Annotated in this window: 21 protein-coding genes and 1 pseudogene; 2 read left to right on the forward strand and 20 right to left on the reverse strand. The window is 39.5% G+C overall.

From position 1 onward, the window contains the following. Positions 1 to 46: 46 nt before the first annotated feature. From MHI53_RS12300 to MHI53_RS12380, 17 genes and pseudogenes are all read right to left on the reverse strand, one after another. On the reverse strand, positions 47 to 1,018 hold the full coding sequence (locus tag MHI53_RS12300) for a Gfo/Idh/MocA family oxidoreductase (protein WP_340373609.1): 972 nt from the start codon (positions 1,016 to 1,018) through the stop codon (positions 47 to 49). After that, positions 1,015 to 2,031, reverse strand: a complete 1,017-nt coding sequence (locus MHI53_RS12305) for a Gfo/Idh/MocA family oxidoreductase (protein ID WP_340373610.1) — start codon at positions 2,029 to 2,031, stop codon at positions 1,015 to 1,017. Before MHI53_RS12305 ends, MHI53_RS12300 begins: the two co-directional genes overlap by 4 nt. Before the next feature lie 400 nt (positions 2,032 to 2,431). Next, complete coding sequence (locus tag MHI53_RS12310) at positions 2,432 to 3,244, reverse strand: carbohydrate ABC transporter permease (RefSeq protein ID WP_340373611.1); 813 nt, start codon at positions 3,242 to 3,244, stop codon at positions 2,432 to 2,434. Between the two features lie 14 nt (positions 3,245 to 3,258). Continuing rightward, complete coding sequence (locus MHI53_RS12315) at positions 3,259 to 4,197, reverse strand: sugar ABC transporter permease (protein WP_340373681.1); 939 nt, start codon at positions 4,195 to 4,197, stop codon at positions 3,259 to 3,261. Between the two features lie 85 nt (positions 4,198 to 4,282). Continuing rightward, entirely contained in the window at positions 4,283 to 5,539 is a 1,257-nt protein-coding gene (locus MHI53_RS12320; protein ID WP_340373612.1) for a sugar ABC transporter substrate-binding protein, read from the reverse strand. 108 nt (positions 5,540 to 5,647) lie between these two features. Then, the gene (locus MHI53_RS12325; protein ID WP_340373613.1) at positions 5,648 to 6,862 is read right to left on the reverse strand and encodes an ROK family transcriptional regulator; all 1,215 of its coding nucleotides are present in this window, start codon (positions 6,860 to 6,862) and stop codon (positions 5,648 to 5,650) included. A gap of 729 nt (positions 6,863 to 7,591) precedes the next feature. After that, positions 7,592 to 8,164, reverse strand: coding sequence for a site-specific integrase (locus MHI53_RS12330; protein ID WP_232732085.1), 573 nt, complete (start codon positions 8,162 to 8,164; stop codon positions 7,592 to 7,594). A gap of 823 nt (positions 8,165 to 8,987) precedes the next feature. Then, positions 8,988 to 9,440, reverse strand: coding sequence for a VOC family protein (locus tag MHI53_RS12335; RefSeq protein WP_061142873.1), 453 nt, complete (start codon positions 9,438 to 9,440; stop codon positions 8,988 to 8,990). Between the two features lie 522 nt (positions 9,441 to 9,962). Next, on the reverse strand, positions 9,963 to 11,156 hold the full coding sequence (locus MHI53_RS12340) for an amidohydrolase (protein WP_340373614.1): 1,194 nt from the start codon (positions 11,154 to 11,156) through the stop codon (positions 9,963 to 9,965). Positions 11,157 to 11,236: 80 nt separating this feature from the next. Further along, positions 11,237 to 12,235, reverse strand: a complete 999-nt coding sequence (locus tag MHI53_RS12345; protein WP_340373615.1) for an asparaginase — start codon at positions 12,233 to 12,235, stop codon at positions 11,237 to 11,239. 130 nt (positions 12,236 to 12,365) lie between these two features. Next, positions 12,366 to 13,847, reverse strand: coding sequence for a sodium:solute symporter (locus MHI53_RS12350; protein WP_061142876.1), 1,482 nt, complete (start codon positions 13,845 to 13,847; stop codon positions 12,366 to 12,368). After that, positions 13,844 to 14,041, reverse strand: a complete 198-nt coding sequence (locus tag MHI53_RS12355; RefSeq protein ID WP_340373616.1) for a DUF3311 domain-containing protein — start codon at positions 14,039 to 14,041, stop codon at positions 13,844 to 13,846. The genes MHI53_RS12350 and MHI53_RS12355 overlap by 4 nt, the downstream gene beginning before the upstream one ends. Before the next feature lie 196 nt (positions 14,042 to 14,237). Beyond that, on the reverse strand, positions 14,238 to 14,585 hold the full coding sequence (locus tag MHI53_RS12360) for a Na-translocating system protein MpsC family protein (protein WP_061142878.1): 348 nt from the start codon (positions 14,583 to 14,585) through the stop codon (positions 14,238 to 14,240). Positions 14,586 to 15,100: 515 nt separating this feature from the next. After that, complete coding sequence (uvsE, locus tag MHI53_RS12365; RefSeq protein WP_340373617.1) at positions 15,101 to 16,072, reverse strand: UV DNA damage repair endonuclease UvsE; 972 nt, start codon at positions 16,070 to 16,072, stop codon at positions 15,101 to 15,103. Between the two features lie 158 nt (positions 16,073 to 16,230). Further along, positions 16,231 to 16,737: a PCYCGC motif-containing (lipo)protein gene (locus tag MHI53_RS12370; RefSeq protein ID WP_061142880.1), complete on the reverse strand. Its 507-nt coding sequence runs from the start codon at positions 16,735 to 16,737 to the stop codon at positions 16,231 to 16,233. Positions 16,738 to 16,827: 90 nt separating this feature from the next. Beyond that, a pseudogene (pulA, locus tag MHI53_RS12375) lies at positions 16,828 to 18,699 on the reverse strand (type I pullulanase); the annotation flags it as partial. A 381-nt stretch (positions 18,700 to 19,080) separates the two neighbouring features. Further along, entirely contained in the window at positions 19,081 to 21,210 is a 2,130-nt protein-coding gene (locus MHI53_RS12380; RefSeq protein WP_340373618.1) for an ATP-dependent Clp protease ATP-binding subunit, read from the reverse strand. Positions 21,211 to 21,672: 462 nt separating this feature from the next. On the opposite strand from MHI53_RS12380, the gene MHI53_RS12385 reads away from it, so the two are divergent. Together MHI53_RS12385 and MHI53_RS12390 are read left to right on the forward strand one after the other, a co-directional pair. Then, positions 21,673 to 22,017, forward strand: coding sequence for a GXWXG domain-containing protein (locus MHI53_RS12385; protein WP_260320219.1), 345 nt, complete (start codon positions 21,673 to 21,675; stop codon positions 22,015 to 22,017). A 62-nt stretch (positions 22,018 to 22,079) separates the two neighbouring features. After that, positions 22,080 to 22,217, forward strand: coding sequence for a DUF4334 domain-containing protein (locus tag MHI53_RS12390; protein ID WP_340373619.1), 138 nt, complete (start codon positions 22,080 to 22,082; stop codon positions 22,215 to 22,217). Positions 22,218 to 22,495: 278 nt separating this feature from the next. On the opposite strand, the gene MHI53_RS12395 is transcribed toward MHI53_RS12390, so the two are convergent. The 3 genes from MHI53_RS12395 to MHI53_RS12405 all read right to left on the reverse strand — a co-directional run bounded on the left by MHI53_RS12395 (position 22,496) and on the right by MHI53_RS12405 (position 25,133). Continuing rightward, positions 22,496 to 22,939: a C40 family peptidase gene (locus MHI53_RS12395; RefSeq protein ID WP_340373620.1), complete on the reverse strand. Its 444-nt coding sequence runs from the start codon at positions 22,937 to 22,939 to the stop codon at positions 22,496 to 22,498. A gap of 217 nt (positions 22,940 to 23,156) precedes the next feature. Then, the gene (locus MHI53_RS12400; RefSeq protein ID WP_340373621.1) at positions 23,157 to 23,783 is read right to left on the reverse strand and encodes a metal-dependent hydrolase; all 627 of its coding nucleotides are present in this window, start codon (positions 23,781 to 23,783) and stop codon (positions 23,157 to 23,159) included. Between the two features lie 462 nt (positions 23,784 to 24,245). Next, positions 24,246 to 25,133, reverse strand: a complete 888-nt coding sequence (locus MHI53_RS12405) for a hypothetical protein (protein ID WP_340373622.1) — start codon at positions 25,131 to 25,133, stop codon at positions 24,246 to 24,248. Positions 25,134 to 25,288: the final 155 nt, after the last annotated feature.

Consider the following 25,288-nt stretch of genomic DNA (forward strand, 5'->3'; position numbering starts at 1 on the left):
TACTCGAGTAAAGAAGGAGACCCAATAAAAGAGGCCTCCAAAACAATTATTTTATTGTTACTGGTTCCTGTTTCTTAGATGACTCGTATGCTGCGATAGCTACGGATAACGCTTTCAATCCATCTTCCCCAGTAATTGAAGGGGGGTTCCCATCCCTTACACTTGAAATAAAGTCTTCCACTAGAGCCTTATCCATGTCGTCACCCCAGAAATCCCACTTAGCACCGTCCTTATTATAAACATTTGTTTTTTGTCCGAATGCATCTACTTTGAGCGTACCACGGGTTCCCACTACCTCTAGTGTCAAGTCACCCCATGTAGGAAAACTCTCGTTTCTCGACCAGCTACAGTCCAGTGTTGCAAACATATTATTATCAAACTCCATTGTCAGCAGTCCACAGTCATCGATATCGTAATCCGAAATCAGGTTGCCAACTTCTGCATATACTTCTTTTACTTCAGCTCCAGTGTACCAACGGATAATATCAACCACATGGACTGTATGATCAATAACTGCTCCTCCACCTGATTTTTCTGGATCAACAAACCAGTTGCCAGGGTTTGTACCACGGTTTGTACCTTTAATCGCAACAATATTTCCAAGCTGCCCACTCTCGATTACCTGCTTCGCCTTTACTACAGGTGTGTTGAATCTAACTGGGAAAGCTGTCTGCAACATCACGTTTTGTTCCTTACATACATCAATAATAGCCTGAGCGTCCTTAAGCGTATGTGCTAAAGGTTTCTCACATAATATATGTTTGCCTTTTTTTGCTGCTGCAACTACATGTTCATAGTGGTTACTGTTTTCTGAAGTAATGACTACTGCTTCAATAGGCTGATCCAATAAATCTGCATAATTCGCATAGTATTTCGTGTTAAATTGGGCAGATACCTTTTTTCCTCGTTCTTGATTTTCATCCGCAATTCCAAGGATTTCGACTCCATCTAACTGCTTTAATGCATCTGCATAACTAAATGCATGACTATGAGCAAAACTTATAATTCCAACTCTCATTGGACACTCTCCCTTTCATTATTGCTTTTCATTACAACTGCTTTTCCTGTTTCAATTGATTCAAGTGCAGCAAATGAAATCTCCATAGCTTTATAAGCATCTTCTGCAGAAACAACTGGTGCAGCATCCGTATTGATGCAATTTATGAAATGCTGAAGTTCAGTGAAATAAGGATTATCCTTCATCGGACTTTCAGGAACAGAAACTCCCTCACTAGATGCAGTTTCTTTTTTACTTGTTACTACTGGAGCTACTTTATCACTGTCATAATCAATCACTCCTTCTTTTCCAGCTATTTCAAATTTAGTCATGAAACTTTGATGTGCCCAGGTACCCTCAACATGCGCAATGACTCCGTTTTCAAAACGCAAAGTAACTAAAGCATATTCTATGTTTTCAGGATCTCTGGTTCTGAATTTTTTTGCATAAACACGCTCTATCTCACCAAAACACCATCTTAAATAATCAAAATCATGGATAATCATGTCAAGAACCAATCCGCCACTGCTTTGAAAATCCGCGTACCAATCATTGGAAGCTATCGGGAAAGCTCCACCTCTTGTCGTTCTGACAACCGCCGGTTTCCCTATCTTCCCCTTATCAAGAAGTTGCTTTGCCTTGATATATTCCGGAAAAAACCTGACCACATGGCCTACAAATAATTTCACTCCCTTACCTTTACAATAATTGATCATATCCCTAGCATCCGAAAGCGTTCGGGCTAAAGGTTTTTCACAAATAACATGTCTATTGTCATCAGCAACCTTTGTGACATATTGTTTATGGAACGGAGTTGGCACACAAATGGACACGGCATCAATGTAGAAGTCCAGGCCTTCTACTGCTTCTTCATATGTTTTAAATGCTTTTGTTCCTAGTTGTTCTGCCAGAACAGCTGCTTTTTCAAAATTTGAATCAATAATTCCCGCCAAAGTAACATGTTGCATTTTTGTATAGGCAATTGCATGTGTACGCCCCATCGTCCCAGCTCCAATAACAAGTGTATTAAACATAGTCAACTCTCCCTATCATTTATTTTTCCAGATCAATTGGTATTCAGGTGAGCATTTCTCCTAATTAAGAAAGAACATTCTTGAGTCATCTAATACACCGATATGGCTTCCAGGTTTTAATTTTTTGGTTTCCACTTGATTAAACAATATAGTTTTGGAGCTATTCCGGTACCTTTAATCCTTTTTTATAACCAGTTGGTACTGTAAGTAGGCAATTTATAGCTAAAAGAATATTGGCAGAAACATCGCTTCGTTGATGTCTGACCTTCAAATTCAAAAAAAATTTCTCCATCACATGATAATAGAATTGCACCTATTTTCGTTCCTCGAATGTCCAGACCTATCGCTAATTCTCTTGATGCCTCCATCCGATTTTCTACTTGAACATTATCATTTGGCTTTACTTTCTTGCCCCCTGCAGTGCTATTCCAGCAACAAGATATTTCTGTAATAAGATAAACATTATCAGCATTGGAATTGTAGACATCACAGCACCGGCCATTAAGAGTGGATAGTTAGTTGAATACTCTCCTTGGAATGCAGCAATCCCTCCAGAAAGTACTCTCATATCCTCTGAACTTGTCATAATAAGTGGCCATAAAAAATCGTTCCATGACCCAAGAATGGTGAAAATCGCCAGTGCAATCAGTGCGGGAGTAGCATTCGGAATAATGATCCTCCAATAGATGCCGAAGAACGAACAGCCATCCATCGTGGCAGCCTCATCCAGTTCTTTCGGAATACCCATAAAGAACTGTCTCAGAAAAAAGACACCAAATGCACTGAACATCCCCGGAACAATCAACGCATAGAAAGTATCAAGCCACCCAAGTTGTGATAAAATTCCATAGTTAGGGATTAATATAACTTGCATAGGCACCATCAAGACAGATAGAATCAAAATAAAAATTGTATTCTTTCCTGGGAAGTTCATCCTCGCGAAAGCGAATGCTGCCAAGGAACATAAAAATAATTGAGACAGTGTTCTTCCTACAGTTACTAAGATGGTATTCCAATAATATTTTACAAATTCTACACTTTCGAAGACGTTAAGGTAATTCTCAAACTTCAGTTCCTTCGGCAAAATAGTCGGCGGCACCTGCATGGTTTCCGGAGATGTTTTTAACGACGTCAGGATCATCCAAAAAAAAGGGACGATCATGATAAAAGCACCAATAATCAGCAAGATATGATTAGTGAATTTTAATTTCATTATTTATGCCTCCTTTAACCATCGTAATGGACCCACTTCTTTTGAAAAATGAACTGTACAATTGTAACGGCTAATATTGCTAAGAATAGTAAAAATGCCTGAGCAGATGCTATTCCCATCTCCGAATTCTTAAAACCATACTCGTAAATGGCATAAACTACTGTTCTCAATGGTTCTAACAGTGCAGAACTATTACCGATCATGATGAAAATCAGGTCAAACACTTGTAGGGAATTAATCATACCTGTAATAAATACGAAGAATAAAGTTGGAGTGATCAACGGTAATGTTATGCTGAAAAATTGTCGCACCTTGGATGCACCATCAATCTGAGCAGCTTCATAATATGTTTTTGAAACTCCCTGAAGACCTGCAAGAATCAAAATGACATTACTTCCGATAGTCATCCATACATATACCAGAATTACCGAAAATAGTGCAATATTTGGGTCAAACAGCCACGAAGGCTGAGGAAGATTAAATATCCCTAAAACATAATTGATCAATCCGTATTCTGTATTGTAAAGCCACTTCCAGACCATCCCGACAGCAACCGGCATCGTCACCACTGGCAGGAAATACATCGTTCTATAAAATACCATTCCTTTGATTTTTTGATTAAGCATTAGAGCAATAACTGTCGCAATAGAAGCCGTTAATGGTACAGATATGGCGGTAAATAAGAACGTATTAAGTATTGAACGGATAAATGACGAATCCTGAAACAATACAATGATATTATTTAATCCGACATATTTTGGAGCAGTTATTCCATCCCATTTTGTTAACGATAAAATAAAGGATGCGACTGCAGGAAGCATATAGAATAAAGCAAGCCCAAAAAGAGTTGGCGCAATAAATAGATAAGCCCAGAGTGCTTCTCGATTGTATTTTTTCTTAGTACTCTTTGTTCTTTTTATTACATTACTTTTGCTATTCTTTGAAACGGAAATAGTATTCAAGTTTACCTCTCCTCCCTTGAAAGGATGGGTGTAATGGCCTTTCCACTTATGGGAATGAGCCATTACATTCAAATTATTAGTCTTTTTTCTCTTCTTTTAATATCCTATTCATTCCTTCTGTTACCTCGTCCAATGCATCATCAATTGAAGTACCATCCAGAAAAGCTTTCTGGATTTTTTCTGTTTCTATAGCCTGCCATTCAGAAGTACGCTCTGATATTGGATAAGCTACACCTCCATTTTGCTGCGCGTCAAGTAATACTTTAAGATCCAATGATGGAACAGAACCTACCCAGATTTCACCTGTACTTTTCATTGCTGGGATCGAATATCCTGATTCAGCAATATCTTTATTTGCTTGCTCACTAGTAAGACTCTTAATCAGATCCCAAACCAGATCATCATTTTTCGTGTTTTCATTCATTGCCCATCCGATTCCATGTACGATGGATGCTTTCTCTTTGCCTTTTGGTAATGGTGCAACACCTAATTTGTCTCCTAAAGCCTCAATTAATGTTGGAGTGTTAACTGAAATTGCTGGCAACATTGCTAGCTTGTTAGAGATGAACAGCTGTGTGGATTCTGTTTCCATCTGTTTTTTTGTAGTAGGTGAGATTCCTTTTTCTATTAGAGTACTGATAAAAGCAAAAGCTTCTTTTGACTCTTTAGATCCAAAACCTGATTGTGTTTTGTCTTCATTAATCACATTACCACCAGCCTGATAGATAAGATTATAATAACCTTGCTGGTTTACCGTTGTATGTGCAGCATAGCCGTAAATTCCTTTATCCGAATCAGTCAGCTTCTCACCCTGCCTTTCAAGATCTTCCCAGGTCCACGACTCATCAGGATAATCTACACCAGCATCATCAAATAATTGCTTGTTGTAATAAAGGCCAACAGAGTCTGTGAAGTAAGGCGCTGCATATAGTTCGCTTTCCAAAGAGTATAGATCTACTACAGCTGAAACATAGTCTTCTTTATTAAACTCCTCATCTTCTTTGACGAATGGCTCTAGGTTTTTAATTAACCCATCAGTGGCATATTTATAAAAGTTCGGACCGTTCATCCAAAATACATCAGGACCGTTTCCACCACCTAAACTGGTTTTCAATTTAGTCCAATAGGTACTCCAAGGAGTATATGTTACCTTGACTTCTACTTCCGGATGTTCCTCATTGAACGCTTTAATAGAAGCTTTAACTTGATCACTTACGTTTTCATCCCATAGCGCAACTTTTATCACCTTTTTATCAGAATCAGCAGCATTACTGCACCCCACCATGAAAACCGCCAGCACAATTACGACAATACATGATAATTTTATTTTCATAATTACCTCCTTCAAATAATGACTTATAATCTTATGTAGATTCTATGATGTGTTAAAACCCATAGGCTTAAATTATTTTTAACTTCATCGCCTCCTCAATTAATTTCTTCAGTGTATTTGAAATTTAAATTTCCCATGAAGTATCACTGCAGCAGCACCTAGCAATTCAAACTCTGAACCAAGTGATGTACTTTGGATATTAATTTTTTCCTTGAGAGTGGGTATCGCTTTGGCTACTAAAAGTTCATTAATCCCTTCCAAAAATAACGGGTTTTTTTGGATAATTTCACCACTTAAAATAATAACTTCCGGGTTGAAAAAGTGAATCGTATTTATTATTACAATGGATAAATATTTTAAAATGTCTTCCATGATTTCCAATGCTAATTCATCTTCTTGATTTAGTGCCTCTACAAAAATATTCGGTTTTATATTGTTCAGGTCATCAGAGACCATTTCTTTTATAATAGTATCCCGCCTTTGCGCTATGATTGCGCTTACAATTCTAGTGTAGATGGCTGGCCAGTTTACGTAATTCTCTAGACAGCCTCTATTTCCGCAACTACATTTTATACCTCCTTCAACTACGGTCATATGGCCCATCTCACCAGAACTGCCAAGAAATCCACGATAAATGGACCCATTAACCATCATTCCAGAACCTATACCTTCTCCAATCGTAATATAAAGAAGGTCTTTATATTTACTAAACAAGCCAAAATAATTCTCTGCTAAAACAAATGCATTCGCATCATTGTCTAGAAATACTGGAAGATTGGTTCTTTCCTCAATTAATTGCTTTAAAGGGACATCATATAGATTCAGTTTTGTGTTGTATGAAATTACGCCCTTATCAGCATCCACAATACCTGGTGAAATAACAGATATCCCCTGGCAATAATCTTTATTGGGTTTTTGTTCCAGGAAATTCTCCACAACGTCAAGGATTAATTCAATAATATCCTCCCCCTTTAAATGATTTGTAGGATGAATTTCTTTCCTCAAGATCTGCCCTTCCAGATTCATGTCAGCAATCCTGATGAAGGAGTTCGTAATAGATACACCTAAAATGGAATGGGTATTTGGATTGAACCGTAGCAAAACCGGTTTTCTCCCGCCACTTGAAGTACCTACACCATCCTCACAAACAAGACCTTCATCGATTAATTCAGAAACAGCGGAAGTAACTGTAGTTGGGCTAATATTTATCATTTGTGCTATTTCGCTTCTTGAAATTGGTCCTTTTTTTCGAATTGTATCCAATATAATTGATCGATTTAATTCCTGAATTAACTTCAAATCTCCAGTCCTTTGCCTTTGCATAATGTAAATCTCTCCTTGTAATCTGATTTCTTTTTCCATCGGCTTTATTAAGTTTGTTAAAAAAACGAAACAGAAAAGGAAAAATCAGCATTTTAGAATAATGAGGTGTTTTTTATTTGTTATTGATAACAAATCTTTATGTAATTCCTAAATTTATATTTTGACTTTCTCTAATCTGTTTAATAACATCATAGTTTAATTTTTTTGTATTGTAAACAATTAAATTGAATATTTAAAATTTTCTGAAATTAGATGAAGTTAATTTCATTTTTCTTGTAGGTAGTTGCACAGCATATTTTTGATAAGTGAAGTGAGTTCTATGTAATGTAATACGGTGACCCCGAAGATGCGGATCAAGAAATATAGTATACATTTTTTAAAAATACCATAATAATATTATGTAAACTATTTATGATGCAGAATCTCACAAAATAAGTCTTACAATTCTCCCGCCAAACATGGTATCGTAAAAAATTCATCTTCAATGATCTCATTATATTAGATAAATTTCTTTACTTCTGTTCGGAAAGTTTGTTCAACACCACTCTACTTCAACTATTCAAAAGAAAGCATGCAAAATATTTCTTTTAAATCTTCATACCAACGATACCATTTTTCTCTTACACTCCAATTATAACGAAATTATCTTTGTAAATGGAAAATCCTCTTAATGGTGAATGAAGCAGCACCAGCATAAGAAAAAGATTTGCGCAAACACGCAAACCTTCCTTAGAAATAAAAATCCATCAACGTTTCGTCCATTAAATCCTGGGTGAGACCTATGTATATCATCGTATCCTTTGGATTGGAGTGATTAAGGATTTGCTGCAGTAATGCGATATCCTTGAATTTCTGATAATGCAAATAGCCGAAGGTTTTTCGGAGTGTATGTGTGCCTACATCCGGAATATCGGCCATTTCGGCAGCTTTGTTCAAGACTCGGTAGGCTTGGACCCTGGTGATTGGACCATTCCCTTTTCGACTTGGAAACAAATACTGTTCATTTTTTAGGTTCATCTTGCGGACATACTTCCTGACTTCCTTTCGAAGCTGAGGATTGACAAGGAACCGTTTAATTTTATCCGTCTTTTGCTCGACGATGACGATATGCGTACCTTCGAGAATATCCTTCACTCGCAACTTTAAAAGATCGCCTATACGTAAGCCGATGTTAATACCAATTGAAAACATCATATAGTCTCTATAGCTACAATATTTTAATAGAGACTTTTTCATCTTTTCTATATGATCCAGACGGCGAATCGGCTGGACATTCTTGATTCTTTGAGAGGCTGCTTGCATAAGTTTTCTTTCCCCTTTCCCCTTTCCCCTTTCCCCTTCTTTCATTGTACGTGAAGAACGGAAAAAAAGGCAAGTTTTTTTAAATTCTTATACCATTAAGAACACTGATTTAAAGGGATTTCGAATGTATCAATAGAGGTACTTTGTTACATTCGGAATATTCTGGCAAAGATGACCGTAAATGACGTCGAAATTAAGCATCCTACCAAACGCCCCTTAAAGCCTCATTATGCGACTTTAAACTATTCTGGACCAATGACTCTATCTGTTTTAAACAACAGCTTCAAACGTTGAATATGGAGCTCGTTTTTTTGCCTTTTCTACTTTTTTCTCATGAAAATCCCTTAATTCAGCATTCTCCTCATTTGAATAGTTGTCATTTAAATTCGGAAAATCGAAATCCATTTCAGGGCATCATCCGCTTTGTCCATTAACCCCCTCGAAACGGCTTATCATGAAAAATCCCCCTGAGATGTAAAAGGTTCAGGAGGAATTTCGTAATAGTTGATTAAAAGATAGAGCTACTATTTTAAAAATTTTGTTCATCGATTTTTTTCACAATCGGACGCTCATATTGAATAAGAATTTTATTAATCGAGATGGATTGGCTTATAACGTTGTTTTTACATGCACGAACCCAGCTAGCCTTAGAACGAAGTGCTTAGGCGTAGGGTTGCTTGGGACCGAGGGACACCGAGCGTCCGCAGCGTGAATGCTGTGATATATGAGACGCACCCGACTTCTTCGAATGACTTACACACTGCTTTTCTGTTTCAATTTTAATGTATCTTTCAGGAAAGGCTTTTTATAAAACATCACTTACTTATTTGTTATCGAGTTGTTCCGCCAACCCGATTAGAAGTCCTTCGGTTCCACGAATGTAGCAGAGCCGATACGAATTCTCGTACTGAACCACTTCGCCAACGAGCTGAGCACCATACTTAATGAGTCTGGATACCATTTCGTCAATGTCTTCAACGGTGAACATCACGCGCAGATAACCGAGGGCATTTACAGGAGCTGTCCGGTGATCTGATATAGTAGGTGGATTTATAAATCGCGAGAGTTCAATTCGGCTGTGGCCATCCGGGGTAACCATCATAGCGATCTCTACGCACTGAGAGCCCAAACCGGTTACGCGGCCAGCCCATTCTCCTTCGACAGTGGCTCGCCCTTCGAGGTTCAAGCCAATCTCCTCGAAGAAAGAGATTGCGTCATCAAGGGATTCTACAACGATGCCGACATTATCCATTCTTAGTAATTTGTTTTTTGCCATAGTATTATCTCCTTATGTGTAAAAATTTTTCATTTGATTCTCTTCCTAATTATACTATTAACAAGTTACAAATTCCTTCCAAATATCAAACACCTTGTAAACCCTGTACTATTGGAGTATTCGCGAACCATATTTCGTGAATGTCATCTTGTTCAAAACGTTACAAACATTCATAGCGCAGTTGCTGTTCAATAAAACAACTTCGACTTCCCGACAAAATAGTCCTGCCCTTTAATGGAATAATGCTATTATTACTTACCAATTCCTAATCAAATCCATCATTCCCCTTTGCTCAGCTAAAAAATAGATAGAGTAACAGTGAGTGGTGAAATAAACGTCATTGAAGAGATAACGCAGACAATTTCCGATGCTCCTATCTGGTTAAAATGGTCATGGGGAAAGATACACATTAGTTGAATGCTCACTCGATTTCTCTTTATTACCGAACCCTAATTTTGGTCTTCCACCAACCTGCGTAATTCCTTATTTACTTGTACTAGTAAATTTGATTATCATGGTGGGTCAGCTTGCTTCCTCGTTTAAAAAAGTCAAAATAAGTTGAGTTGTAAGGGAGACACCATATTTCAAAGAAGTTAAATTTACATGGAACTTCGGATGATGCCATGGAAAGCACTCTTTATCCTTAGTTCCTGTTCCCCAATAGATAAAGACAGAAGGAACGGATTGGGACAAGTAGACAAAATCGTCGCCGCTCATATAAGGATTTTCCAATGTAACGATGCTGTTTTTGCCAATGTTGGTTAATGCAGTCTCTATCGCCAGCTGAGTCATGCGTTTGTCATTCCAAGTGGCAGGATAGCCTCTTTCGTATGCGTATGTGTACGTTCCGCCCCAAAAATTCGTTATTGAATGTAATAGTGCTTCAATTTTTGCTTCAATGGCCTTTCGTGTTTCTTCATTGATCGTTCGTACCGTGCCCGCCAAATCTACCCGATCGGCAATCGCATTGGATGTATAGCCGCCCCTTATTTCCCCAATCGTTACGACCGCTTTATCAACGGGAGATACCTGCCTTGCAACAATGTTTTGAATGCTTGAGATGAATTGACCTGCCATCGCTATGGCATCAACACTTTGATGCGGAGCTGCCGCATGACCGCCCTTTCCAATCAAGGAAATATATATTCGGTCACTGCTTGCGAGCATACAGCCCTCCTTCACTTGGAATTGACCTGGTAGTAAATAGGGGTTAGTATGAATGCCAACCGCCGCATCTACTTTTGGATTTTCCAGAATTCCTTCTTCGATCATACGGACAGCCCCACCTGGATGAACTTCCTCTGATGGCTGAAACATGATTTTGACCGTTCCTTTTAATTTGGCTTTCCGTTCTTGCAGCAAAGCTCCGACACCTAAGCCAACCGTTATATGTGCATCATGCCCGCAAGCATGCATGGCGCCCTTATTTTTGGAGGCATATTCCAGGTCTGTCTGTTCGGTTATTGGTAAAGCATCAATGTCCGAACGCAATAGGATGGTTTTCCCCGGTTGTTCGCCATGAATTTCAGCACAGATCCCTGTATTCGCCATCTTCCTGTATGGAATGTGGAGCTTCTGCAGTTCGTTTTCAATGAATTTCTGCGTTTCATATTCCTCTGTACTTAATTCGGGATATTGATGAAGATGTTTATAAACACGTTGAAGGTACGGCTCATGTTTCTCTTCTATATAATTCAGACTCATTCCATTTCCCATAAAATCACCACTTTCTGTTTTTTGAGGCTGACAAAATTAATCTATGTCCTGCCACTTTTATTTACCGCCGTATTCTTTTACTAATAAATTTCAAACATTCGTTGAATCTCTGTTGATCGATGTGTTTTGGTTAGTCCAAGTTGCAGTAAAATCCTGGACTTTTGTGGAGTCAAATTACCTGATGCGATAAAATCGCTTTCCAAATCAACCGGTTTTGTCGTTACTAAACCATTACCAATCCGAGAAGTGCTGACCACCATCACTCCCTGTTCGTTGGCATATTGTAATCCTTGACGAGTTAGCGGGAAAATGCCTCCATTACCTGTTCCAGCGTGCACAATTCCCTCTGCTCCTGCAGCAACAGCAGCATCAACCAGATCTCGTGTGTCCTGACTATGCCCAAACAAAATATCAACACGAGGCAATTGAGGTACATCAAACAAGACGAACTCGGACTCTGCTGTATGCTTTCGCAAACTTTTATAATAAAAATGCGGTTTGCCATCTACCATGTACCCCAATAACCCAGCTTCAGGTGAACCAAATGCGTCAATCGCAGTGGTATGAAGCTTACTCGTTTCTCGTGCAGAACCAATCCTGCCGTTTAATGAGATTAAAACACCATGACCTCGTGCCACATCACTTGCAGCCAGTGCTACACCATTGTATAAATTAAGCGGTCCATCTGCACTAAGTGCTGTTGCTGGCCTCATCGCACCCACCATTACGACCGGCTTATGACTTTTTACGGTCAAGTGAAGAAAGTATGCCGTCTCCTCCAATGTGTCCGTCCCATGTGTAATCACCACACCATCGCAATGCGATTGCGATAACAACTCATTTACCTTCATGGCCAACTTAAGCCATAGCTGATCTGTAGTGGCATAACTAGCTATGTTGGCAATTTGATAACCGCTTACCTCTGCTAAATCACTAACCTGTGGAACTGCTTTTATTAACGCTTCTATTGTAAGAACACCCGCCTGATATTGCGTGATTTGCGTACTATCTGCTCCTTTTCCGGCAATCGTCCCCCCGACAGCAAGGATTGTAATTCGAGGTAATTTTTCTTTGCTCATGCCTGTAGGTCCCCTTTCACTCTCTGTTTCCCTTCTCCATCATGCTTGGAGCAGTCGATTTTCTGATTTTCCCTTCATCTTTGAAATCAGATGGCCCATCTCATTCAATGCCTTTCTATCTTGTTAACTTCTAATCTTTATAACTAGTCACTCGTTGTACTTGAATTTCCGCTTCTCTGCGTGTAATCACACTAACCAAAACTAGAACGAATGCATTCAATAACATGGCGATGAATCCAATGTTGATGTCTGTGATGAGCGAGGGCCAATCTGGGAAAAGAATCACTAGCTTAGTCTTGGTGATGGTAAAATAAGCTAGGAATGTAGCACCGGCGATAATACCGGCGAATGCCCCCTGCTTTGTTACAAATGGTTTTTTCATTAAGCTAAAAATGAATGCAGGGAACAACTGGGTCAAAATAGAGGAAGCGAAAATACTTAGCTCGACGATAAAATTACCGCCTTGGAAGACGAAGTAAAGGGACAGCAGGGCAAAGACAGGAACCAAGCTTTTGGCGACGGTTGTCACATGTTTCTCGGTGGCTTTTGGAGAAACGACTTGATATACATTTTTAGCTACTAACGTAGAGGCGTTCAGCAAGATCATGGAACCGGGTACTAAAGCTGTCAGTAAGCCAGTACCACCGACGATTCCAACAAACCAAGGGTTGAACGTTTCTTTCACGACACGAAGCAAAGCAAGATCGGCATCTGTTCCTTCCAAGTCAGGAACTTGCAGGATTGCCGCAAAACCAACAAAGAAGATTAATACAATCAAAATTTGATACACCGGCATGATAATCGCATTTTTACGCAATGATTTCGCACTCTTTGCAGAATACGTTGCTTGGAAAGAGTGAGGATACATCCAATAACCAAGACCTACCACCAAGATCGTAGACAAATACCAGGAAATACTTTGTTCTTTTGCAGGGAGAGTTAGAAATCCTGGCTTTGCTGCATCAATCGCCTGGAACATGGATTCAAAACCTCCGTAAAAGTGGATTGGCAGATAGATCCCTAAAAAGAGGGCTATCCCTAAAATAATTACGTCTTTTATCGCGGCAATACTGGCAGAACCGTGAATGCCGGAAATGCTTACATATACAATCATGGCAAGGACACCAATCCACATAGCCATGTTAGGTGAAATCAAGCCATAGGAAGTTTCAGAAACGATGATCCCCAATCCTTTTAATTGAATCATCAATAAAGAGTTCAAGCCCAAGACAGCAACGAAGGAAACTACAATACCCAGGGCAGGACTGTTGTACTTGCTTGCAAAGAAATCGGAAAAGGAAAGCAGCTCGTGCTTTTTGGCGTACTTCCAAACGGCCGGTAACATCCAGTAAGACATAATGAATGCGAGACAGCCGTACCCTAAAATATAAAAGGCAGGTGCTCCCTTGCCATAGGTATAACCACTAGCTCCCAAAAAAGTGAAGGTGGTGTAGTTTTCCCCAGCCATTAATAAAAAAACGAAAAGGGTACCAAAGCCACGTCCGCCAACTGTCCATTGCTCTAAACTCATTTTTTTCCCTTTTTTCGCACGTATCGCAACTAAAAGAGCAAGCAGCAAGAAGAGGGTAATAATCAACAGTGCACTATTCATTCATTTTCCTCCTTGTTGATAGGATCTAATTTGTAGATAATCAGCATGATTGTTGATGAGATAATTAGCCAAAGCGTATGCCAAAACAGTAAGAATGGCATTCCTAATACGATCACATTCACTTTACTCGCAAAGACGCTACCTACAAGTATTCCGATAAATGGAATAAACCCAAGAAGATAAACTGGTTTCAAAAAAACTCCTCCTTTTTTTGAAATTTCTTAATAAAACAGTGGAATATAAAAAAAGTAAGGAGCACTTGTATAGAAAGTCAAACCTTTCTAACAAGCGCTCCTTACTTCGTAAACAAAGTAAATGGCTACTCATCTTTACTGTATGCGTCTCATCTCTTAAGAATCGATCAAAAGAGTAGTGACAAATTATGTAAAGTCATTCATTCTCTGCTAGAATGACCTCTGTAATGGACCATTGGGTAACATAATCGTAATCGCGCAGTATTACTTCAACCTCTAGATCAAATTCCTGCTCCAAATATTCCTTGATTCGTTTCTTGAATATCTGTGACATCTGAACGTCTACTTCTCGTTTCAGTGCTGGAACCTCACATTCTAAAGCAAGTGATTGTGGTGTCCGTCTATGTTTTGTACGGAATGTAATGAATTGATCATCAATCTCTATTTTTAACAAAGTTGTACCTGCCCCAAACAGACCTTTACACACCTCGTTGTATATAATGGTCAGCTTCTTCTTGATTTCATTAGAATCAGTAAGGTACATACGATCACCCGAAAGAGTATTTTTTGAAAGCGCTTCCTAGAGGTAATTATACCTATAACATACGATATAATCAACCACTTTTATGCCATTTTAGCCTCCTTCATTCTGAACAGACTTCAGCGAGAACCGTAATTCCCTCCCATTTTAGCCTTGAAGGCGCAAAAAATATCACTTATATAACAGAAAGAGGGTAAATAGGTGTACATTCTACGGTTGTTATTATGTGGATAAAAATCCCGGAAAATTTTCATTACGATTGTTGTAGCAACGATACCATTGAAGGGAAAAAGGAATTAGATAGTGAATATATCCTTGCCCCTCCTAATTTCTAATTAATGGAACATTCCTTCGTATAGGAAATAGCGTTCCTTGGTTTAAATCTCCTGTTATCCTGCGTTTTGTTGTTTTAGTAATCGTTTACTAATTTACAATAATAACGTTATGTAAACTAAATGCATTGATGATAAAGAGATTTACTCGCTCCCCTCTTTATCAACTATTTATTTTTCGGCAAATTAATGGATATAAAAGCTGGCTTCGTCAATGAATTCGATATCTTTGTATCCTTTCATCTGTTCCATCAATTGAAAAAGTGCTTCATCCTTTTGCTTGGCTTCGATCATGCAATCAAGCTGTGGAACCGTTCCTTTTATCCTTCGCAAAAATTCCATGAACTGTGCCGGATCCACATATTCAGCGTGTGCCCTAAATTCCTTATCCGATCTTGGACTTGAAATATGCATCTTGGGAGGCAGTTTTGAATTTCGCCAGCTATTAATGATTCGGTCCCAATGTTCGCTCCAGTTTTCACCAGGTAAGTGATGAGCAAGATAATGGTGATAATCGAAAACCATGGGAATCCCCAGTTTTTCACATAAGTAAAGGGTTTCCGACAATGTATAAGTGGTATCATCATTTTCCAGGATGACCATTCTTTGAATGGATTCAGGAATCAAGCCCCAATTATGGATGAATTGTTCTAAAGCCTGTTCGTGTTCCCCGTAACCGCCGCCCACATGCAAGACACAGCGATGCTCGGGATCGATCCCCATATGGCTCAACAAAGTATGATGTATTTTTAAGGTTTTTAATGATGTCTTAAGAATATCAATATTGGAACTATTCAAAATCACAAAATGATCTGGATGAAAATCTATCCTCATCTTTGGATGCTTGGATAAGAAGGTTCTTATTTTAGTAAGCTCGTCAGTGATGGGTTCGATGTAATCCCATTCTGGGATTTCTGGATGATTAGCCAATGGAATCAATTTAGATGAAAGTCTAAAAAACTGAATCCGGTTCGCTTCGTTATGAATCAGTAACCGCCAACAATTATGAAGATTGGAATTGGAAATACGTTCGAGCTTCCTTATGGCAGCATCTCGATCCTTAATTTTTGAAAACTGAGCAAAAGTCATCGTCTGGGATGGTGAACAGTTTGGGACATGATTACTCATCGCTACATAACCAAGGCGTATTAATGTCAAATGAATATCTCCCTTACATTTTTTTATATTGGAAGTATTCCCCTATCACGCTCAGGTTATATTGCCTGAGTCCAAGAAACCATTCTTCAACAGAAATAAATAATGGTCTTTTTCCGAATGTAACCGGAAAAAGACCATTGCTCAGGCTTGAGACTCCATTACACTTGTGGGGTCGGAGTCGGTTTTGCATATCCACTTTTGTATTTTTCGTCCACTTTATTCCTGATTTTTTTAATGTTCATGCCGTCATTCCAGTCCAAAATTGATTGTGCTGCTATTTCCAAGCAAACGCCGCACTTCGTCCCATGGTCGTCCCAAACCACTTCCCCATTTTGTTTATTCTCATGGATAAAGCAATCATAGTTATTTTTATGGTTCGCTGATTCCCCGCAACCGCAGTAGCATGGGATTTTTTCTAGTAAATCTTTATTTTGGGCAACCGCTAAATAGATGGTTTTCATGTCTTCCGGTTTTCCTGATAAGAAATTTGGTGCGATTTCCTTACTTGCGGTTTCTTCTTGGACATCGGCTGATGCTTCATGATCAGAATGTCCTTCATGGCTGGTTTCTTTTTTTTCGACAACGCTTTTTTCTTCACTCGCACAAGCTGAAAGCAATAATGTAGAACAAACTCCAAAGGTCATGGTCATCATTTTAACATTCATTTTGACACTCCTTGTTCCAGATTGATATTCCCATTTTATTACACTTGGTGTATTTCTACAAATTTATTGAAAGGGTCCATCCTGCTAGTTTCATGATAATTTTTTTAATACATATGAAGATAAGGGGGGAACGGTTATTTGATTCCCTTTAATTCTTTCTATTTCTTCCAGGCCAGCAAGCTGTCCATTCGCTAAAACGGACCAATCCCCTTGCTGCGGAAGTGCAAGGTTTATCGATTGCCAATTGGCGTTGTGGATGACAGCCAATCTTGAATCTTCCGTTACTAAAGTGAATGCAACCACATTCGATGGAGCATCAATGAATTGTAAATGCTGCTCGATTTCTTCGGGTGTTCTCAATCTGAAGGCACTGTGATTTTTTCTTATCGAAATCAAGCCCTTCATATATTCGACTTCGATTTTAAAATCTGCCCTTCTTTTCCAATCCAAGCGGTTTATCCAGTCAGAGGATTGATAGCTATTTTCATCGCCCTCCTTCGAGCGCATGAATTCCTGGCCAGCATGTATCATCGGTATTCCCTGGGACAGCAGGACGATGGCGGAAGCCAATTTATGCATCTGTTTACGTTCCGTTTCGGAAGCTTCTGGGTTAGTGATGGCAAGCTTATCCCAGAGGGTGAAGTTATCATGTGCTTCCACATAATTGATGACTTGGTCTGGTGTTTGATAGGTTGCCATTTGGTCATCGTAGTGCAAACCGGCAGCTATGCTTTTTCTTATGATATCTTCCATTCCTGGTTTCCCATTGATGAATCCCTTATCATGCTTATCCATTACAAAACCTTTTAATCCGTCCCTGATTGCATCATTAAAATGAGCGATTCCAGGCATTTTATAAGCATTTTTTTGATTCGCCTTCTGCTCTTGGGGCAATGGAGTATTCATATCCCAGCCTTCGCCCAGCACAATGATCGTCGGATCGATCTCTGCAAGCGTTTTTTTCACTTCATTCATCGTTGCCACATCATGAATCCCCATTAAATCAAAACGGAAGCCATCAAGGTTATATTCCTTTGCCCAATAGGCGACGGATTCAACGATGAATTTACGCATCATTTTCCGTTCGGATGCGGTATCATTCCCTACCCCAGTGCCATTCGATAAAGTACCGTCGTCGTTATAGCGGAAAAAATAGGTGGGTACCAGCTTATTGAAGTTCGAATCGGCCACTGTATAAACGTGATTATAGACGACATCCATGATGACACGCAAACCATGGTCATGAAGGGCCTGGATCATTTCCTTCAACTCCCTGATCCTCACTTTTGATTGGTAAGGGTCAGTCGAATACGATCCTTCTGGTGCGTTATAATTTTTCGGATCATAGCCCCAATTGTATTGCGGTTCCTTTAATTTCGTTTCATTGACGGTGGCAAAATCGAATATCGGGATAAATTGTACATGGGTCACCCCTAGGTCCTTTATATGGTCCAGCCCTGTTTTCACTCCCTTAGGACCTTTCGTCCCTTCTTCAATCACCCCCAGGAATTTACCCTTCTGTGTAATTCCGCTCTCCGGATGGATCGATAAATCCCTTATATGTAATTCATAGATGATGATGTCCTCCGGTTCATCAAGCGGAGGTTTGTCATGTGTCCATTTTTTTGGATTCGTGTCAGCCAAGTCCACCACGACCCCTTTATCACCATTGACCGTGACTGCGCGTACATAAGGATCGACGGCTTCATCCCATACCTCTCCAATCTTTACTTTATATGTATAAATCAAGCCATCGTGATCGCCGCATAATTCTGCAAACCATGTCCCCTTTTCAGAACGAGCCATCTCGATTTCAAGTCCCGCTGAATCATCCCATTGTTCATACGTGACCAGTTTTGCTTCAGATGCTGCAGGTGCCCATAATCTGAAACACGTTTTATCTTTATGGTAGGTATTCCCCAGGTCTTTGCCATCAAAGAAATAGAGGCGGTCCACTTCTTCTGGATTCAGTGGATGAATATTCGCAAAAGGAAGTGAAATTGATGGATTTTCTGTATCTGCATCCGTCTCTTTTCGATTATCGATATTTTCTTCTTCAAAATAAAGTGAATCTTTAATAAGTCATTCCCCCATTGAAATTCCCTTTTTAGAACAGGAATCCATTTAATGTCTATACTTATACTTATGGCCCAAAGTTTGATAACTTGCTTTACACTTTGGGTTCTCCTGACTTGATACTTTATACTCGCGATGATAGAGAACATTCTGAATTCAGATTTGTAACTTTATCATATCAATGTTTTCTTTCCAATCATAAAATAATGCTAAAAAAAAAATGCCTCCATAACAGTATTACGGTCTAGGAGGCATTTCTAGTACTCTTTATCGTGTTTTAATTATGTTCACACGGTCGTTTTCTACGATTGCCGTGAACTTCTTAACATCAGGCTGCTCGTATATGAAATCAGTGATTCCGTCTTCAAGCTCTTCCTGTAGGACCCTGCGAAGCGGTCTAGCACCGAATGTCGGATGATATCCCAATTCAATCAGTTTTTGTTTGGCTTCATCCGTTACGGTTAAGGATATTTCTTGTGCAGCTAATGTCTCGCCAAGTTCTTTCAGCATGATATCGACGATTTGGAGAAGGTCTTCCTTCTTCAATGCGGAAAATTCGATGATGCTATCGAACCTATTCAAGAATTCCGGCTTGAAGAAATTGCCCAATGACTGGAGGATGGAAGCCTCCTCCACTGCAGTACTTGTGCCGAACCCCATGACTTTTTGTTTTTCGCCTACACCGGCGTTGCTTGTCATGATGATGACCGTGTCTTTGAAAGTAACAGTACGACCTTGGCTGTCCGTTAACCGGCCGTCTTCCAAAATTTGCAGGAACATGTGCATAACATCTGGATGCGCCTTTTCAATCTCATCCAATAAGATGATGCTGTATGGTTTACGGCGAACCTTTTCAGTTAATTGTCCCGCTTCTTCATGACCAACATATCCAGGAGGTGAGCCAATTAACTTGGAAATACTATGTTTTTCCATGAACTCGCTCATATCAAGGCGAATCATCGCTTCCTTGTCTCCAAACAATTCGTCAGCAAGGGTTTTTGCCAATTCCGTTTTACCGACTCCCGTTGGTCCAACGAAAAGGAATGAACCTGTAGGACGATTTTTCGATTTCAGCCCCGCGCGGCTTCTGCGGACGGCTTTTGCAACCTTCCTGACTGCTTCTTCCTGTCCGATGACTTTATTCATGAGTTGAGCTTGAAGGTGCACCATTTTCTCTTGCTCGTCTTCCTGTAACTTGCCTACCGGTATACCGGTTTTTTGTTCGATGATGCTCTGGATGTTTTCAATGGTAACGATTGGTTTTACAGAGTTGCTTCCTGACTGCAATAACGTTTCAAGCTTTTCTTCTTCATCTCGCAGTGTTGCCGCTTTTTCATACGCTTCTTCTTTTAGGGCCCGTTCTTTTTCTTTATAGATTTGGGCAAGACGCTCTTTCAAATCCTCTTCCTGTCCATCTTCAATCGTCAGGTTCAACTTGGAGCCGGCTTCATCCATCAAGTCAATTGCCTTATCTGGCAGAAAACGATCTTGAATGTAACGATTCGACAGCTCCACTGCCGCTTTGAGTGATTCTTCACTATAGGTAACCCCATGATATGCTTCATAGCTTTCTTTTAATCCTTTTAAAATCACTAGCGCTTCATCCGTTGTCGGCTCATCAACCTGAACCGGTTGAAAACGTCGTTCAAGTGCACCGTCTTTTTCGATTTTTCGATATTCAGACAAAGTAGTCGCGCCGACAAGTTGAAGTTCACCCCTGGCGAGTGCAGGTTTTAGAATATTCCCGGCATCCATTGATCCTTCAGCCGAACCGGCCCCGACAATTTGGTGAATCTCATCAATGAATAAAATGATGTTTTTTCTTGTCTGTAATTCACTTATCAGCTGCTTCATCCGTTCTTCGAATTGGCCCCGGATTCCGGTATTGCTGACAAGGGAAGCAACATCAAGCATATAGACCAGCTTATTGCGCAATTTAACAGGTACAGAGCCTTCGGCAATGGCAAGGGCCAGACCCTCCGCGATGGCTGTTTTACCTACCCCCGGTTCACCTATTAGAACTGGATTATTTTTATTTCGCCTATTCAGAACTTCTATCACTCGTTTTATTTCTTCATTCCTGCCGATTACCGGATCAATCAGCCCTGCTTTTGCGGCATCGGTCAAGTTGCTTCCATATTCCTCAAGCAACCCTCCTCCTTCACTTTGGTTAACAGGCTCTGGTTGAGGTGCTTCGTTATGATTAAATGGATTGAATGGGTGATGGAATCCATTGAACTGGGCTTTACCAGTATCGATTCCCCCCATTGCTGCTCCCAGCTTATTTCGTTCTTCTTTATAACAAGTGGAGCACAGTTTCACATCATGCTCCTGACCATTCATATTTAGATGGACTTGAATATTAGCTTGGTTTACATGGCATTTTTCACAAAACATGTAGTACTCCTCCTTAAAATATCGTGATTAGGAAACTTTGACCTTTTTTGACCTTATGAGTTTATTATACATTGACCTTCTTTGACTTTCAATCATTTTGTCTTCGAATATGTATCACCATTACAGGAATTATCCTCATTCCATAAAGGAGATAATGTTGGAGATCCCGAAATGTTTTGCTTAGCATATTAAATGATCGATCGAGAGTCAAATGATTCGGCCTCTTTTCGTAGGAGTATCGAAGCCATTTTTATTTATTACCCAGTCAAGTGCGACTTATAACCCACAGGCGAAAGCTAACTGTACCGAGTGAAGCAGTTCCTTAATTGGAGAGGCAGTCAGTTTGAGGTTCTAATTAGTCAAGTTTAGGTGAAAGCTATCCATTACTGAAAATGCTGCGGCAATGAGCATCAGAACAGGAAGTCACACTTCTTTGAAAAGCGAAGATAGGAGGGAAAGATATTGCATGATAAGGACATTCTAAACGAGCAACTGCGAAGGGGAAGTTCACAAACTGAAGCTTTTGAATTCTTTGACCGGCTCGGGACGGTCGGCTTCGAAGAGATGAGAGGACTATGGAAAGGAGAAGAACTTAGAACTGGGCATCCAATGGATGGCTTGTTACCTGCATCGAATTGGTACGACAAGAGATTCATTAATGAAGAGCATGTCCAGCCACTTGTATTCCAAAAGGGAAATGGGGAATTGTTCGCTGGAAATCCTGGTCTCATACCGATAAGCATAAGCTATGGAAAATTTCCTGACACATTCATCACGCTTGCCATGAAAATTTTTCTCCCCCTGTAAAAAACAAAAAAAGCTGGGCAAGGCTGAGACAGATCCAATATAGGGGAAAAGTAAGCGCAGGGATGGTTTATGATCAAAAAAGCATCATAGATCTGTTTCGGAAAGTTGACGAAGATACATTGCTTGGTGTCATGGACATCAAGGATTTTTTTCCTGACAAGTCATACTTCTTTGTGTTAAGAAGAATAAATGAACCATGAAGAATCTACGCTTTAAGATCGGTCCTATCTTTGTAATGGTACAAAACGTTTGAAGGACATCGTCAACAAATGAAGGGAATGGAAAAACCAGCTTTTACTTAAGCCTACTCATTCCGTACGCGATTAGGTTTCGATCGGTGCCAGCATCGTCGGAATTTTTGTACGAGCATTATCTAGTGGGGCATATTTCAAGGGGATAAACCAACAGATTTGAGAATGTGAACAAAAAAAAGAGACTTCATCAAGTCTCATGCTTTTCGTATTTGCTTCCATTTATATTATAAGCGTTTTGCACCGATGTATTTCGGCTTCCAATATGGATTATTGGTTTTGGCATATGACACTCCCTTAGAGGATGCGGAGTGTATGAATTGATTGTCGCCTATGTATATAGCCACGTGTGTAGGCTTTTTCGCTTTATTTGGTGCGAAGAACATTAAGTCCCCTTTTTGCAGCGTTTTAACTGACTTGCCTTTTTTATATATGTCAGCAGCCGTCCTCGGTAGATTCTTGCCAGCCTTTTGGTACGAATATTTCACTAGTCCGGAACAATCAAAACCTGATGATGAAATGCCGCCCATTTTATATTTTGTGCCCAATTCACTTTTGGCCACTTTAATCGCTTTTGTATGATATGAAGCAGCCTCGGCTTGGCTCCCTGTATAGGTTGCTGACCCAAGCATGATAGCTAATGACAATCCGACGACAATTTTCTTGAACAATTTAATTTACCCCCTGATGTGATTTGCTAAACCTAATATACTAGAAAATGCATATCATTCGCATCACAGGATCTTTACAATTATGTTACATTTAGTAGAAATAGGTAGAATGACCAAAAATAAGCGATAAAAAAGTCGAACTTTACCTACGTTCATACTGATTCCCTTCTTCCATTAAGCCATTGAAGCAAAAAAACAGTGGTTGATTCAACCACTGTCAAAACGCCTTAGAGTAGAATGGCAAAAATAACTTTACGCCCCGTTTATTGAAAGGAAGGAATTTCATATCGGCAATTAAATGACTGATATATCCGAATAAACATGTAGTGAAAATCCCGTCAACCCCAATCGCTGCCTCGAACTGATAGGCAATGATACCAAAGAAAACAATGCCGGCAATCGAATGGGTATAACTTCTATGAGGCGTAAAGGATGCTAGAATCATATAGAGACCCAGCAGCCATAACCAATTTTCCTGTAAAGACATCCCAATGCCCAAAACCCCTAATCCGCTCAGGGTGAGCATATGCCTTTGTGTTATGAATGAGGAAATAATGATTATTCCGATCCCTGCCCCAGCCCCGATCCATTTTTCCGCCTCAAAGCCTTCCAATACGCTATAAATGATCATTAAAATTCCAATGGTTTGAGCCAGGATCCTAATGAACTTGTGTGAAAACGTAATCCTATTGCTTAACTTCCCATCAATATCCATGTCGGGCATGAGGCCGGAAACGCCCCCGATTCCTACCAAAAATAACGTGGTGGTCGGATCCGTTTGTAGTGAATGGGCCGTTAAGTATCCAACTGTTGCCCCAAGTGCCATGTGTGCTGTACCGTTCAATGTCTCTCTCCTGTTCCACTAAGATGTTGTGCTGCCTCCAAGAAACGAATGTTTGTTCGAAGCTTTATTAATACTATACAATATTTTTAAAGAAATTTCTTTATTTCTAAGAAAAAAAGCAGGAATTATCATAATTTGAAAAAAAGTGAATGTAAAGTCCCCCTATCTTCAATCCCCTTTATTTTTTTCTGTAAAATTCGCCTGTTTTATGAAATTTTATCCATAATATGAATATACTAATCTATAAGGGGAGTGATTCAGATAGCTTTTTTAAATGCCTTCAATAACTTTAAAAAGGGGAAAAAGTCCAAGAAAATAAAGAACATGGATTTTCGCGAACAGCATGTCAGGAGATCGTCTGAGCTCATCGGAAACAATGTGATTGTCCAGAATATTATAAATAATCACCTTGCCAAAAAAAATAACCACTTGTAAGGTGGTTTTTTTATTTAGAGGGGCCGCTCACTTTCGATCATTTACATCATAAATGTAATGATACTGCAAGTAATAATCGTAGATGACGTTTTGCAGGATTTTAATCAGGGATTTATCGAAGGTATCGAATTCGGTTTGATAACTGTTTAAGACAGTGACGAATTGACCATCCATGTTTTCAAAATAATGCAGAAGAAAGTTTTTGTAATATTCGCTATCACTGTTGCTTTTATTCGTTATGCAAGGATCACCAGTTTCGATCGACATATCGAGCATCGCTTTGATCGACTTGGGCAGTTTTGCTTTCTTGAACTGGTTCAGCGTATAGATATCATAGGTAAAGGAAAGTCCTAATTGATTGGAATAAAAGTCTGCCGCACTGTCTAATGTGTACTTCAATGGAGTCATGAATGCCTTGCTGTTGGCAATTTCCTCCGATATCTCCAATTGATATTCCTCTGATGTCAAATGTGCGGCAAATTTCATTTTCGAGCTGCTTACGCTAAATACCTCATAAACGGCTGCATCTTGTTTTTCAATTTCAATTTCTATATTAAAAAACTTAAAGTGCTTCAATCGATAAAAAGCGATCGGTGCCAATAGAAAAAGCAAAATCCAGACAAGATACAGAAATAATGTGTTAAAAATGATTTGGTAAAATTCAGACGTGACGATCGGTTCAATGATTAACGTTATCAATGTATGTTCAAATCCTGCAGAAGCGGGAGGGATTTGGGGATGAACCGGAATGGCCGCTTCCTCTGGCTTCTTCCATGATTGGAGTGCTAAATGGACCATCGCTACAAGTGTATAAACAAAAATTAGGATGGTGCCAATCACATATAACTTTGGCATGAAACCTATGATCCTGTCGAAAACAGAAATCCGTTTACCTTCCTGCTCCTCTATAGCCACTGTAATTGCTCCTTTTAAGAAAATTAAAATAAAGAAAAGCCAGATAGCGTCTGGGCAGTTGAGGGGAACTGCTTATTTAATTTATATGTTTGTCATTGTGTGAAAATACGTAAATATTGTTCTTTCAAGCGGCATATTCCAAAATACTTTCGACG

Source organism: Peribacillus sp. FSL E2-0218 (assembly GCF_037992945.1).
Classification (GTDB): Bacteria; Bacillota; Bacilli; order Bacillales; family DSM-1321; genus Peribacillus; species Peribacillus simplex_B.